At 57.7% G+C, this 13809-nt stretch carries 12 protein-coding genes; 10 read left to right on the plus strand and 2 right to left on the minus strand.

Annotated elements, in window-relative coordinates:
• Positions 1 to 231 precede the first annotated feature (231 nt).
• From RBR60_RS07540 to mnmH, 3 genes are all read left to right on the plus strand, one after another.
• The gene (locus RBR60_RS07540) at positions 232 to 621 is read left to right on the plus strand and encodes a hypothetical protein (RefSeq protein WP_320355331.1); all 390 of its coding nucleotides are present in this window, start codon (positions 232 to 234) and stop codon (positions 619 to 621) included.
• 4 nt (positions 622 to 625) lie between these two features.
• Positions 626 to 1129, plus strand: a complete 504-nt coding sequence (locus RBR60_RS07545) for a dihydrofolate reductase family protein (protein ID WP_320355333.1) — start codon at positions 626 to 628, stop codon at positions 1127 to 1129.
• A 93-nt stretch (positions 1130 to 1222) separates the two neighbouring features.
• Positions 1223 to 2473 (plus strand): tRNA 2-selenouridine(34) synthase MnmH, encoded by a 1251-nt coding sequence (gene mnmH / locus RBR60_RS07550; protein ID WP_320355450.1) that lies wholly within the window; start codon positions 1223 to 1225, stop codon positions 2471 to 2473.
• Here mnmH and RBR60_RS07555 read toward each other — a convergent pair.
• Positions 2416 to 3003, minus strand: coding sequence for a hypothetical protein (locus RBR60_RS07555; protein WP_320355335.1), 588 nt, complete (start codon positions 3001 to 3003; stop codon positions 2416 to 2418). The genes mnmH and RBR60_RS07555 overlap by 58 nt on opposite strands.
• Before the next feature lie 165 nt (positions 3004 to 3168).
• Here RBR60_RS07555 and RBR60_RS07560 point away from each other — a divergent pair, with 165 nt between their 5' ends.
• The gene (locus RBR60_RS07560) at positions 3169 to 4047 is read left to right on the plus strand and encodes a pyruvate, water dikinase regulatory protein (protein ID WP_320355337.1); all 879 of its coding nucleotides are present in this window, start codon (positions 3169 to 3171) and stop codon (positions 4045 to 4047) included.
• On the opposite strand, the gene RBR60_RS07565 is transcribed toward RBR60_RS07560, so the two are convergent.
• A complete protein-coding gene (locus RBR60_RS07565) occupies positions 4044 to 4598 on the minus strand; it encodes an inosine/xanthosine triphosphatase (protein ID WP_320355340.1) in 555 nt (184 codons plus the stop codon). The genes RBR60_RS07560 and RBR60_RS07565 overlap by 4 nt on opposite strands.
• Positions 4599 to 4760: 162 nt before the next feature.
• Between RBR60_RS07565 and RBR60_RS07570 the strand changes: the two genes are divergently transcribed.
• From RBR60_RS07570 to RBR60_RS07595, 6 genes are all read left to right on the plus strand, one after another.
• Positions 4761 to 6452 (plus strand): glutamine--tRNA ligase/YqeY domain fusion protein, encoded by a 1692-nt coding sequence (locus tag RBR60_RS07570; protein ID WP_320355342.1) that lies wholly within the window; start codon positions 4761 to 4763, stop codon positions 6450 to 6452.
• Positions 6452 to 7318, plus strand: a complete 867-nt coding sequence (locus tag RBR60_RS07575) for a hypothetical protein (protein WP_320355344.1) — start codon at positions 6452 to 6454, stop codon at positions 7316 to 7318. Before RBR60_RS07570 ends, RBR60_RS07575 begins: the two co-directional genes overlap by 1 nt.
• Positions 7319 to 7372: 54 nt before the next feature.
• Positions 7373 to 11083 (plus strand): pyruvate carboxylase, encoded by a 3711-nt coding sequence (locus RBR60_RS07580; RefSeq protein WP_320355346.1) that lies wholly within the window; start codon positions 7373 to 7375, stop codon positions 11081 to 11083.
• Positions 11084 to 11220: 137 nt separating this feature from the next.
• Positions 11221 to 11481 (plus strand): DUF4405 domain-containing protein, encoded by a 261-nt coding sequence (locus RBR60_RS07585; protein ID WP_320355348.1) that lies wholly within the window; start codon positions 11221 to 11223, stop codon positions 11479 to 11481.
• A complete protein-coding gene (locus RBR60_RS07590; protein ID WP_320355350.1) occupies positions 11478 to 11981 on the plus strand; it encodes a pyridoxamine 5'-phosphate oxidase family protein in 504 nt (167 codons plus the stop codon). The genes RBR60_RS07585 and RBR60_RS07590 overlap by 4 nt, the downstream gene beginning before the upstream one ends.
• Positions 11978 to 13801, plus strand: a complete 1824-nt coding sequence (locus tag RBR60_RS07595) for a UbiD family decarboxylase (protein WP_320355352.1) — start codon at positions 11978 to 11980, stop codon at positions 13799 to 13801. Before RBR60_RS07590 ends, RBR60_RS07595 begins: the two co-directional genes overlap by 4 nt.
• Positions 13802 to 13809: the final 8 nt, after the last annotated feature.

Raw genomic sequence — 13809 nt, forward strand, 5'->3', positions numbered from 1 at the left:
TCTCCGGTAGAGTCTGGGGTTGGGAAGCCGTCGGTCCGCCTGCTTCCGGTAGGTGAAAAAGCAAAAACTGTGCCTTTTTCTGTAAAACTTGACCCTGAGAAGCGGGTGTTTTACATTCGCCCGGAACCTGAGGCCTCAAAGCCCTGTGGCTTGGGGCGGCCAGGAAGTGAGCGTGGGAATAAGGATTGGATTCAGCAAAGACCCGTAAATATGTAAGGAGGAGACACCCCGATGGAAGCAAGGACTACCGATGACGCGGTGCGTGTTGCCCTGGGCCGCCTGCCCCAGGGGCTTTCTGTTCGTCTGCGCCGGATTCCGGTTCCGGAGCAGGCCGCCGTACTGGAAGATGCGGGGGTTCCCGTTTTTCGCATGGGCGAAGACATGGACGAAGAGGATATCCGCGCTTTAGACAAGGCCATACGTTATAAAGACTCCAAGGTGCAGTTGGTGCGCCTGGTGCTGATGGCACGGATTAAAAATGATGTCCAGGACCCGGAGCTGGCCGAAGAAATGACGGCCCATATCCTGAATCAGCACCCCCTGGACAGCGTGCATGGGGTATATGAGGCACAGTACCAGGGAAAACCCTTTGATGCTCTGGCCCTGGCGCAGGAGGCCTGAGACCTTGCGCATTGTTCTTGTCATGGCCCAGACCCTGGATGGCCGCATTGCCCGTGGCCCTGACGATCCCGTAGACTGGACCGAGGCCGCAGACAAGGCGCACTTTTCGGCCTTAACCCGTCGCCTGGGGCTTGTGTTCATGGGGTCTTCCACCTTTGATGCCATGGGCGGCCCGCTGCCTTTCCGGAAAAATGTGGTTTTCACCCGTTTTCCGGAAAGACGTCCCCCTTCTTCGGAGGATCTGCTCTTTACTTCCGAGACTGTGGAAACGGTGCTGGAACGTTTTGCGGAGGCAGGATACAAGGAGGCGGCCCTCATCGGTGGAGGCCGCCTCAACGGAGCCTTTGCCAGGGCGGGCCGGATTGATGCGGTTTTTGTGACCCTGAGTCCCCTTTTTTTCGGAGAGGGTCCGACCTTGTTTCCGGAAGATATTGCCATGGACCTTAAGCTTGTGGATGTGAGCCCCCTTGGGGAGAACTCCCTTGTACTCCACTATCGGGTTGCCTGACATCCCCTGAGGGATGGAGGGAGGAAACTAAAAAAAGATGCTTTTTGTCGGTGCTGCCCGGAAATAAGGACAGGAAAGGGATGTAGTGTGTCAATGGGGGGTGGAAGGGAAGGAAGCCAGCAGGCGGAGCTTGAGGCCCTTTGTGCGCGTGTCCGGACGCTGGATCTGCCGGAAGTGGCGCAGGCCATTTTAGAGCCTGCGGTGAGGGAGATTTCCCAGGAAGCCTTTGGCGACATGCTCTGCCAGAATATCAGGGGGGAAAACACCGGGGTCTTTGTGGTGGATGTGCGTTCGGAGTCGGAATATGCAAAAGATGGCATTCCGACAGCCTTTTCCCTGCCTATTTTAAGTGATGTGGAGCGCCATGAGGTGGGGCTTTTGTATAAGCGCCATAACCACAAGACGGCTCTGCGTTATGCCTTGTACCTCGCACAGCAAAAAGAGGCCGCTTATGTGGAAAGGGCCAGGCGCCTTTCCGCAGGCGGGCTGCTTGTGCTGTACTGCTGGCGAGGAGGGGGACGCAGCGGATATGTGGCCGGACTTCTGGAGCGCCATGGCCTTGCGGTGGTGCGCCTGACGGGGGGCTGGCGGGGGTTCAGAAGGCAGGTGCAGCGTCTGCTCTACCATGGTGATTTCACCCTCTGGCCCCTTTCCGGTCCCACGGGATGCGGTAAATCCGAGGTGCTGGAATTTCTGGAAGCCCGTCATGGGGAAGTTCCCGTACTCCATCTGGAAGCCGCAGCAGGGCATGCGGCGTCGGTTTTCGGGCATCTTCGTTTTTCAAGGCTTGGCATGGACCCTGCCGTGGATCAGCAGGCCTTTGAGACCCGCCTGTATCTGGCGCTTCTGCGGTGGCGAAAAAAAGATGGCGGTTTTCCGCCCCTGATCACGGAAATGGAAAGCCGCAGGATCGGCCGGGTTCAGGTGCCTCCGGCCCTTTTCCGCGCCCTGGAGAAGGGGCCGCATATCCGTCTGGAGTCGGCCATGGCCTTGCGGGTTGCGCGTTTGCGACGGGAGTACTTCGGAGAGGATGGGGATGGGGTTGGCGGGGTGCGTGAGGCCCTGGTCTATCTGACCCGACGGGTGGGCGGGCCTTGGGTGCGGCGCTGGCAGGATCTCTTGGATGCGGGGAGAATAGAGAGCTTTCTTGAAGAGATTTTAAGCCTTTACTACGATAAGGGGTACAGGGAAAATCCCAGTCCTCCGGCATGCACGGTGTGCAGTGACCATACCGAAGCCGCAGCCCGCACGGTGGCGGCTCTGTGGAAGGACTGGGTGGGGGCTATTCAGGAGGGTTCCAGGGGGAGGGGGGCTGGGGATGAAGGGGATTCCCCCGCATCCTGACGTTTGTGCATGCGGAGCAGATCCCGGATTGCGGGCGTGTCCGTAGCAATGCGGGTAACCAGATCCAGCCGGGTGAGGCTCTGAAAACGGCCATCCTCACTGCGGGGGGCGTATTCGAGGATGTGGACCCACTCGTTGTCCACGGCGAGAACATCGCCGCACATGGCCGAGGGCCCTGCCATTTCATTGAGAAAGGCTGCGGCGCTGAAACGCTGCTGCACGTCTTCAATGAGAAGCCTGAGAGAACTCAGGCGCAGTTCGGGCACCTCAAAGGGGGTGCGCAGCCGGGCGAGGCGCTGCACGGACCGGGTGTCCCGGGTTTCCCAGAGCAGATCCGTGATGTCGTCGGTGTAGAGAACGGAGATGCCGTTGTAACGGCCTGAGGTGTCATACTCTGTAATCTGCACCAGGGTTTCGGAAAGGGCCCGGATCTGTCCGAGGATGGGGGTTTCGGAAAAATGACGTCGTCCGATTTCCACGATATCCTGGTTTTTCTTGAACTGGCGTAATTTTTCTATGATCATGCCCATGTCTGTCTCCATATCCGGATCTTTACCTTAAAACGCAGCCTGAAGGGATGTTAAAAAACTCTGTACCCATAGTCGAGATCCCCATTCTTGTCAAAAGATCTTGCGGTAAGAGGGCGGATGCGGCGCTATCGGAATGTTTTTGAATTTATCATGAAGGAGATGCCCATGTCAGTGGGAGAAGTGACAACCATAACCCGGCAGGGACCCCCTGTGTATGTGCTGTCCTGTGGTCAGGGGATCAACGGGGAGCAGATGATCCGCTCGGCCCTGGTACAGTTTCCTTCGGTGCGGAGCAAGGTGCACCGGGTTCCCCATGTCGTCCATCGTGAAGACGTTTTCCAGGCCCTGGACAGGGTTGCGGAAGATCAGGGTATGGTGGTTTACACCATCGTGGATTCTGAGGTGCGGGAGCTTGTGCGGCAGGAGTGTGAGCGCCGGGGCATTGCTTGCGTGGATCTCATGGGGCCTTCTTTGGAGATGCTGTGCAGGGTCTTCGGGGAGCCGCCCCTCTGTGAGCCGGGTCGTTACCGCAAATTCAATCAGATCAATATGGACCGGGTGGCAGCCATTGAGTTTGCCGTGGCCCATGACGACGGCCTCAACCCCCAGGACCTGGGCAAGGCGGAGATTGTGCTGGTGGGCCTGTCCCGTTCCGGCAAGACTCCTTTGAGCATGTACCTTTCCGTCCATGGCTGGAAGGTGGCCAATGTGCCCATTGTCATCGGCATCCCGCTTCCGGCGGAGCTTATGGCCATCAACCGGAAACGCATTGTGGCCCTCTACATTGATCCCGAGCAGCTGGCCGCCCACAGACAGATCCGCAGAAAGCGCCTTGGCCTCAGCGATGACATGGCCTATTCCGGGGTGAAGGAAGTGTACCGGGAGGTGGATGCCGTGCGGGAGCTGTATCGCCGTCATAGTTTTAACTCCATCAATGTGAGCAATAAGCCCATTGAATCCAGTGCTGACGAAGTCATCTCCATCATCGAGAAAAGGTTTCCCGAGGGCGCCCACAAGCTGGGTAAACTCAGGGTGGAACCTTAGAACCCCGGATTTTCCCCTGGTTTTTCAGCTTCCGGCAGGGCAGCCAGGGCCATGTGTACGGCGGGTTTGGTATAGATGAGCCGGGTGACCACGTTCCGGGTGAGAATACCGATGAGGCCTTCGCTGTAACCGATGCGGGGGTTGGCGCTGAATCCTGCGGCCTGGACGGCGGCATCCAGCTCCATACCTTCTTCCACCACCCTGCGGGTGATCTCTCCGGGCAGCTCAAAGGCAGGGCCTAAGCCTGTGAAGAAGTTTTTTCCGTCAAAGAGGACGCAGGCGGTGAGGTTCATGTATCCCGTCCGGGTCAGGGGAACTTCAACCAGCCCGGATTCGATGCCCACACCGAAAAACACCTCCGGACTCCAGGCGGCCCTGGCCCGGTTGCGTGCGCCGGTTAAGGTGCTTTCAAGGCCGATGGGCTGATCGGGCACGCCCGAAGGCAGGCTGAGGGCATGGATTCTGATGTTCGGAAAACGTCCGGATTCTTCAAGGGCCTGAAAAAGCGCTTCTTTTTTGACGGGATTGAGGGAGCCGAGTCGAAAATGCATGGGCGTCTGTCCTTACACGGTTTTTAATTTTGTTTTTGCCCCTTTGGGCCTTTGCGTGAGATAGGCCTTCTGGCTTTAAAGTTCAACCGGTTTTACCCCTTAAGCGGTCAGCCGGGATTCCGAAATACCCCTTGGGCGTTTTCAAGCCCGGAAAGGATAGCCATGAGCAGCACAGAAACAAGCGGCCCTTCCCACTTTATCCGGACCATCATTGCCGCAGACCTTGCGGCGGGAACCCATCAGGGCCGGGTGCATACCCGTTTTCCGCCGGAGCCCAACGGATATCTGCACATGGGGCATGCCAAGTCCATCTGCCTCAACTTCGGTATGGCAGAGGAATTCAAGGGCAGATGCAACCTGCGCTTTGACGACACCAACCCGGAAAAAGAATCCATCGAATACGTCAATGCCATTAAAAAAGATGTGCGCTGGCTGGGTTTTGACTGGGAAGACCGGGAATTCTACGCTTCCGATTATTTTGAAAAGCTCCATGATTTCGCCGTGGATCTGATCCGTGCGGGCAAGGCCTATGTGTGCTCCCTTTCTGCGGAAGAAATCCGCAGCTTTCGGGGAACCCTCACGGAACCTGGAAAAAACAGCCCCTACCGCAGCCGCAGTGTGGAGGAGAATCTTGATCTTTTTTCCCGGATGCGGGCCGGAGAGTTTGAGGAGGGCAGCCATGTGCTGAGGCTTAAAATCGACATGGCCGCTCCCAACATCCTCATGCGGGACCCCACCATCTACCGCATCCGCAAGGTGCATCACCACAGAACGGGAGACGCTTGGTGCATCTACCCCATGTATGACTTCACCCACTGCATCTCCGATGCCCTGGAACACATCACCCATTCCATCTGCACCCTGGAGTTTGAGAACAACCGGGAGCTTTATGACTGGGTGCTGGACAACATTGATGCCCCCAGCCGTCCCCGGCAGTACGAGTTTGCCCGCTTAAATCTCTCCTACACGGTTCTCAGCAAGCGCAAACTCATCCAGCTGGTGAGAGAAGGCCATGTGAAGGGCTGGGACGACCCCCGCATGCCCACCCTCTCCGGCTTAAGGCGCAGGGGAATTCCCGCGGCTTCCGTGCGGGACTTCTGCGAGCGCATCGGGGTGGCGAAAAAGGACAGCACCGTGGATCTGGCCCTCTTTGAGTTCTGCGTGCGGGATCATCTCAATAAGAGTGCTGAGCGTCGCATGGGGGTGCTGGACCCGGTGAAACTTGTCATCACCAATTATCCCGAAGGAAAAACCGAGTGGCTGGATGCGGTGAACCACCCGGAAGATCCGGATGCGGGAAAACGGTCCATCCCCTTTTCCAGGGAACTCTGGATTGAGCGGGAGGATTTCATGGAAAACCCGCCCAAGAAATTTTTCCGTCTGTCTCCGGGCCGGGAAGTGCGGCTGCGTTTTGCCTACTTTGTCACCTGCGAGGAGGTGGTGAAAGACCCGGTAACGGGCGAGGTGGTGGAGCTGCGCTGCACCTACGATCCCCAAACCCTGGGCGGCAATGCCCCCGATGGCCGCAAGGTGAAGGCCACCATCCACTGGGTGTCGGCACCCCAGGCCCTGGCTGCGGAAGTCCGTCTCTATGACCGCCTGTTCACAAAGGAAGATCCTGAAGACATGCCCGAAGGCAAGACCTTCCTGGATGCCATCAATCCCGATTCCCTTCAGGTGAAAAGGGCCTGGCTGGAGCCTTCCCTCGGGGAGGCGGGTGCAGGTGAGGTCTTTCAGCTGGAAAGGGTGGGCTATTTTTGTGTGGACCCGGATTCTGAAGGCGGAAATCCTGTGCTGAGCCGCACCATCGGGCTGAGGGATTCCTGGGCCAAGGTGGCGGGAAAGGATACCTGATGTGCTCTTCCGTGCTGTTCTGGCGCAGTGGCGCGCCTGGGGTTGCGGACCCCCTGGATGCGGCTTTTTTCCGGGACTGGGCAGGCTTTGTGCCCTCACCGGAGGAAAGGGAAGACTGGGTGGCTGCGGATGGGAGCGGGGGAGAAGGCCCTGTCATCCGGGTCTGCGGAGACTGCAGCTCAGCCTTTGATGTGGCGCACTGGTTGGAGAAAGAGGGACTTCTTCAGGACTGGGATTCGGTGCTGGCCTTAAGCCAGCGGGCAGGGGTGGGGCAGTACGGGAGAACCTGGATTTCGCCTCCGGGAAATCTGCACGCCGTATGGAAGCTGCCCGTCTCTCTGCTGGAAAGAGGCAGTCTTCTGCCCCTCATGGTGGGGGCTGCCCTGGCTCTGGCCCTGGAGGCAAGGGGAATCCGGGTGGCCGTCAAATGGCCCAACGATCTTGTTCTGGAAGACGGAAAGCTTGGAGGGATTCTCATCCGGTCCGGCCCGGATCGGATTTTTGCGGGTATCGGAATGAACCTGGTGGCGGCACCTTTGGTCCATGAGCTGCGGGAAAACGCTTCCATCTGTGCAAGATCCCTGAATCAGAGACAATCTGATGATGTTTTTTTTCTGTTCTGGAAGGATATGGTGCAGCATGCGGGGAAGTTTCTAGCAAAAATGCTTGAAAAAATTCCCGATTATGATGTAGTACCCGCTTTGACTCAGAGGCTGTGGCGGAAAGATCGCCCGGTGCGGGTATATCCTTCGGAGGGGGCGGCCTTCAGTGCTGTGCTGCTTGGCCTTGCCGGAGATGGTGCCTTGCGCCTGTTGTCCGGGAAAAAGGAGATTCTTCTGTACTCGGGCAGTATCGGTTCCGCATAGAATAAAAAATTGTGCTCACTACCAGGGCCAGAAAAGGAAGGGATCGCATTGGGTATGAAAACCTTTGAAGAATTCCGTGAACAAATCGCCATGAGACGGAAGTCAGGTGACGATGTCCGTATTCTCATCGCCAACCGAGGCATTCCCGCCCGTCGCATCAGCCGGGCCATCACCGAGCTGGGGGCTACGGCCTGCGTGACCGCAACGGATGTGGACAAAACCTCCCCTGCGGCCGTTGCCGCCAGAAGGCTCATGCTGTTAGGAGAAAACCCGACGGCCTATCTGAATCTGGAACGCATTGTTCAGAAAGCCAAAGCCGATGGGATTGAGGCCATCCATCCCGGCTGGGGCTTTGGTGCGGAAGATGATTCCTTTCCCGCCATATGTGAAAAAGAGGGGATTATCTTCATCGGCCCTCCCCAGGCAGCCATGCACGAGCTGGGCAACAAGGTGGCCGTGCGCAGGCTGGCCCAGAGGGTGGGGGTGCCTGTGGTGCCCGGTTCCGAAAAAGAGGTGACCATCCCCGAAGCCAGGGAGATTGCCTACAAGCTGGGTTTTCCCATCATGCTCAAGGCCGAAGGCGGCGGGGGCGGAAGGGGGATTTATGAGGTGTATTCCGATGATGATCTGGAATCCAGCTTTGTTAAGGCTTCTGCCCTGGCGGAAGCCAGCTTCGGGAACCCGAGGCTCTTTGTGGAAAGGCTGCTTCCTTCTGTCCGGCACATCGAGATTCAGGTGATTGCGGACAGATACGGCAATGTCTTTGCCTTTGATGAGCGGGACTGCACGGTGCAGCGCAACCATCAGAAGCTGGTTGAGATTACCCCTTCCCCCTGGCCGGGCATGACAGAAGCGCTTCGGGCAAGGCTTAAGGAATATGCCATCCGCCTTGTGAAGGCCGTGGAGTATTACTCCCTTGTCACGGTGGAATTTCTTGTGGATATGGAGGGCAACCCCTATCTCATTGAGGCCAATACCCGCCTTCAGGTGGAGCACGGCATCACCGAATGTCGCTATGGGGTGGACCTGGTGGAAGAGCAGATTGCCATTGCCTATGGCTGCAAGCTGCGCTTCAACGAGGAAAACACAAGGCCCAACCAGTTTGTCATGCAGGTGCGGGTGAACTGTGAGGATCCTAAAAAAGGGTTTGCGCCCAACGCAGGCCGCATTACCCGCTACATTTCTCCCGGCGGCCCCGGGGTAAGGCTGGACTCCTGCGTATCCGCAGGCTATGAATTTCCCTCCCAGTACGATTCCGCAGCGGCCCTGCTCATCACCTATTCCAGCACCTGGCCCAAGTGCGTGTCCCAGATGCGGCGGGCTTTGAGCGAGTACATGATTTCCGGGGTGAAAACCACCATTCCCTTTTTCAAGGCCGTTCTGGAACGGAAAGACTTTGTGGCGGGGCAGTACGACACCAAGTATGTACACCGGAATCCGGATATTTTTGATTATGTGGATCAGCAGCCCGAAGCCTTACGCCTTTCCCGTCTCATTGCGGACATCTCCGCCAAGGGATACAACGAATTCCTTTCTCTGGATGCCTACAGAGGGGTGCATGACAAGCGTCTCGGGCCCTGCAACCCCGTGATTCCGGGCATGCTGGACAGGGGCTTCAGGGACCCTTCCCCCCTGGACAGGGGACAGAGCCGGGAGAGCATTCTTGATTATGTGCGTACGGCGGGAAAAATTTTCTTTTCGGATACCACATGCCGGGATCAGACCCAGTCCAACTCCGGAAACCGTTTCCGTCTGGCCGAAGACCGGCTCATCGGGCCCATCCTCGATAAATGCGGCTTTTTCTCCCTTGAAAATGGGGGCGGTGCCCATTTCCATGTGGCCATGTTGGGTAACATGACCTATCCCTTCAAAGAAGCGGAGGAATGGAATGAGTTTGCGCCGCATACCTTAAAGCAGATTCTCATCCGTTCCACCAATGTGCTGGGTTACAAGCCCCAGCCCAAAAACCTCATGCGTGTCACAGGGGAGATGATCTGTGAACACTATGATGTGATCCGCTGCTTTGATTTTCTGAACCACATTGAAAACATGCGGCCCTTTGCCGAGGTGGTGCTGCCCAAAAAGACCAAGATCTTCCAGCCTGCCATTTCCATGAGTTACGCCAAGGGCTTTGATACGGCGCATTACCTTTCTGTCACTGCGGAGATCCTGGATATGGTGGCGGATGTGGCGGGTGTTTCCGTGGAAGAGGCCACCCGCATCATCATTCTGGGCTTAAAGGATATGGCTGGTGTCTGCCCGCCCCGCATGATCCGGGATCTGGTGGCAAAACTCCGGGAAAAATATCCCGATCTCGTGCTGCACTATCACCGCCACTGCACGGACGGGCTTTTCTCCCCCGCCCTTGCCGCAGCCGGTCAGGCGGGCTGCCATATTCTCGATGCGGCCATCGGCGCTTCCGTGCGTTGGTACGGTCAGGGGGATGTGCTGGCCACAGCAGCCTTGATGGAGGAGGAATATGGTCTGCCCATCAGTCTCGATAAGGAGAAGGTGCGGGATGCGGGGTTTGTGCTGAAACAGATCATGCCCTACTACGACCGCTATACGGCCCCTTATTTCCAGGGTGTGGACTATGAGGTGGTGCAGCATGGTATGCCCGGCGGTGCCACCAGCTCTTCCCAGGAAGGGGCCATGAAGCAGGGCTATATTCATCTCCTTCCCTATATGCTGAAGTATCTGGCTGGTATCCGTCAGATTGTGCGCTATCACGATGTCACTCCTGGCTCCCAGATCACCTGGAACACGGCTTTCCTTGCCGTGACCGGGGCTTTCAAGCGGGGGGGGGAGAAAAATGTACGCAGACTTCTTGATGTACTGGAAGCGGTGGTGAACACACCGGAGGCGGCCTTGTCCCAGGAGCTGAAAAAAGCCCGTCTGGAGATTTACAAAGATGCCAATGATGCCTTCCGGGATCTCATTGTGGGGAAATTCGGTCGTCTGCCCTTAGGCTTTCCGCCGGACTGGGTGTATGAATCCGCCTTTGGACCGGATTACAGAAAGGCCATGGAAAACCGTACCGAGGATTCTCCTTTAAAATACCTTCCTCCCATGGATCTCAAGACGGAAAGGGATGCCCTGGTCAAGGCCCTTAACCGGGAACCCACGCCCGAGGAGATTGTCCTTTACCTCAACCATCCCGGAGACGCCCTGAAAACCATCCGGTTCCAGGAAAAATACGGAGAACCCAATAACCTGCCCCTGGATGTCTGGTTTGAAGGGGTGGAGAAGGGCAGCTCCTGTTCTTTCCGGGACAGCCGAGGCATGCCCCATGAGATGACCATTCTCGATATCTCCGAGCCGGACGACGACGGCAATGCGGTGGTGCGTTACCATCTGGATTCGGAAATCCTCACCCATGTGGTGAAGGTGGCCCAGCCTGTGCGGGGCGGTTCGGCAGGAATGGAGCTTGCCGATCGGGAAAATCCTTACCACATCGCTTCCCCTTCCAACGGCGATCTCTGGGTCACCCATGTGAATGTGGGCGACATGGTGAAGGCCGGGGAGGAGATTTTCAACATCTCCATCATGAAGCAGGAAAAGGCCGTGCGCACCACTGTGGATGGCCGGGTGAAGCGGGTGCTCAAGGCGGCCCGATACCAGGTGGACCGGAAGATGGTGCCTGTGAAGGACGGGGAGCTTCTTGTGGAACTGGAGCCCGTTTCCGCCAACCGCTGCAGGGGCTGCGGCGCACCGGTTCAGGAAGTCTATGTTTTCTGTCCGGCCTGCGGTAAAAAGCAGGGTTAGAAAAAACAGGGCGAGCTCTTGACACAGCTCCCATTTATGCCATGACAGAAGGCGGCCTTCGGGCCGCCTTTTTGCACACAGCCCCATGAAAAAAGGGGGGCTTTCAGGCTTGGACTCTGAAAAGGAAAGGACGTCCCATGAACGCCAAAGCCCGGTTAGGATGGATGGTGGATCTTGCTCTGGCCCTTTGTTTTCTTTTTCTGGCGCTGACAGGTTTTTTGTCCTGGATGATCCCCCATGGCAGGGCGAATCCGGGGGCTCTCCAGAGTTTCAGGCATTTTCTGCAGGATGTGCATGCCGTCACGGCTGTGGTTTTTTTCTGTGGAATCCTGCTGCATCTCTGGTTGCACTGGTCTTATATCCGTAAGAATCTGAAAGACATGGGCTGGTGGTCATGATCCTCGGAAGGGATGGAAAATCCCTTTCCCAGGAGGCCCTGAACATGCGGGCGCGGGAGCTGGCTAAGGAAAAACAGGTGATGATCCTCGGCGTCTGCGGACCCGATGGGCCCTGGGCGGCTCCGGTGTACTATGTCTTTTCCGAAGGGGCGTTCTGGTTTTTTTCATCACCGGAATCCCGGCATATCCGCCATGGCAGACAGGCTTCGGCCAGTGTGTATCAGGATGGCGGCAACTGGAAGAAGATCTGCGGTCTTCAGATGACAGGCCGCATCCGGCCGGGGGGCAGCGGCTCCCCTTCGGCCTTTGCCCGGTACTTAAGGAAATTTCCCTTTATCAAGGAAATGGCCGGAGCAGGGATGTACGACCCCAAGCAGTTCGGAGAGCGTTTTGGCAACCGCTTTTTCCGCTTCATACCGGAATATGTTCTTTACGGAGATAACCGCCTGGGCTTTGGTTTTAAGCGTCAGGTGACCATGACGGAGGAAGAGCAGGCATGAGATACCAAAGCCTCTGGGAGGCCGTGCTGGATCTGGAAAAAAAGGGAGATCTTGTGCGCATTGCCGAGGAAGTGAACCCGGATCTGGAAATGGCCGCCATCCACCGCAGGGTGCAGGAGGCGGGAGGGCCTGCCCTTCTTTATGAGCGGGTGAAGGGGTCTCCCTTTCCTGCGGTTTCCAATCTTTTCGGTACCCTGGAGCGGGCCCGTTTTCTGTTCCGGGATACCCTTGAAGCCGTGCAGACCCTGGTGGCGGCCAAGGCCGATCCCGCAGGGCTTCTGCGAAGGCCGTCCTCCCTTCTTTCCCTTCCCCGCACCCTGATGGCCTCCCTTCCCCTTCGTAGGGGGACAGGGCCTGTGCTGGCCCATGAAACCCGCATCTCGAAGCTGCCAGCGGTGCGCTGCTGGCCAAAGGACGGGGGGGGATTTATCCTTCTTCCCCAGGTGCTCAGTGAAGATCCTGAAAAACCGGGAATCTTTGCCACCAATCTTGGCATGTACCGGGTACAGCTTTCGGGCAACGCTTACCGGCAGGATGCGGAAGTGGGGCTGCATTACCAGATCCGCAGGGATATCGGCATCCACCACAGCAGGGCTGCGGCTCTGGGGAAAAGACTTCCGGTGAGCATTTTTGTGGGCGGGCCTCCGGCCCATACCCTGGCTGCGGTCATGCCCCTTCCCGAAGGACTTTCCGAGCTGGTCTTTGCAGGCGCTCTCGGAGGCAGGAATTTCCGTTATGCCCGCAAAGGCGATCATATTCTCAGTCTGGATGCGGATTTCTGCATCACAGGGTATGTGGCCGAAGGTAAAAAACCCGAAGGCCCCTTCGGGGATCATCTGGGGTATTACAGCCTGGTACATGACTTTCCCTATCTGGAAGGGGTGCGGGTTCATCACCGGAAAAATCCCCTCTGGCCCTTTACCGTGGTGGGCAGGCCGCCTGCGGAAGACACGGTTTTCGGTCAGCTCATCCATGAGATCACAGCCCCCATGGTACCCGTTTCCCTGCCCGGTGTGGCTTCGGTACATGCCGTGGATGCGGCGGGCGTGCATCCTCTGCTTTTAGCCATCGGTCAGGAGCGTTTTGGTCCGGAGCATTCCCGGCCCATGGAGCTGCTCACCCAGACCTCGGCCATTCTGGGTTTTGGTCACTGCTCCCTTGCCAAATACCTTTTCATGGTGGCGAAGGAAGATGATCCGACGCTGGATATCCACGACATTCCCGCCTTTTTCACCCATCTGCTGGAACGGGTGGACTGGGAGCGGGATCTGCATTTCCATACCCGCACCACCATGGATACCCTGGATTATTCGGGTTCCGGCCTGAATCAGGGTTCCAAGCTTGTGGTAACGGCCTGCGGACCCCGCAAACGCCGCCTGGGCGTAAAGCTTCCCGAAGGCTTCAGGCTTCCCGAAGGGCTGGATGCGGTTTGCGTGGTGCTTCCCGGTATTCTTGCCGTATCCGGCATGGCGCCTGGAAAGGAGGCGGGCCAAAGCGCCCGCCGGATCGCCAGGGCGCTCCACAGGCAAAAAGGGCTTTCCGGGGCGTTTCCCCTGGTGCTTCTCGTGGATGACGCGGCCTTTGCGGCCAGACGGGAGGCCAACTGGCTCTGGGTGGCCTTCACCCGCAGTGATCCCGCAAGGGACGTGCACGGTGGCGGGAGTTTCATCCGGGACAAGCACTGGGGCTGCAAGGGACCCCTTGTCATTGATGCCCGGGTAAAGGACCACCACGCGCCGGGCCTTGAAACGGATCCTGCGGTGGAAAAGAGGGTGGAAGCCCTGGCCGCACCGGGCGGGCCGTTGCATGGGGTGTTCTGAAAGCCGAA

The sequence above is a fragment of the Desulfobotulus sp. genome, from assembly GCF_034006065.1.
Lineage (GTDB): Bacteria > Desulfobacterota > Desulfobacteria > Desulfobacterales > ASO4-4 > Desulfobotulus.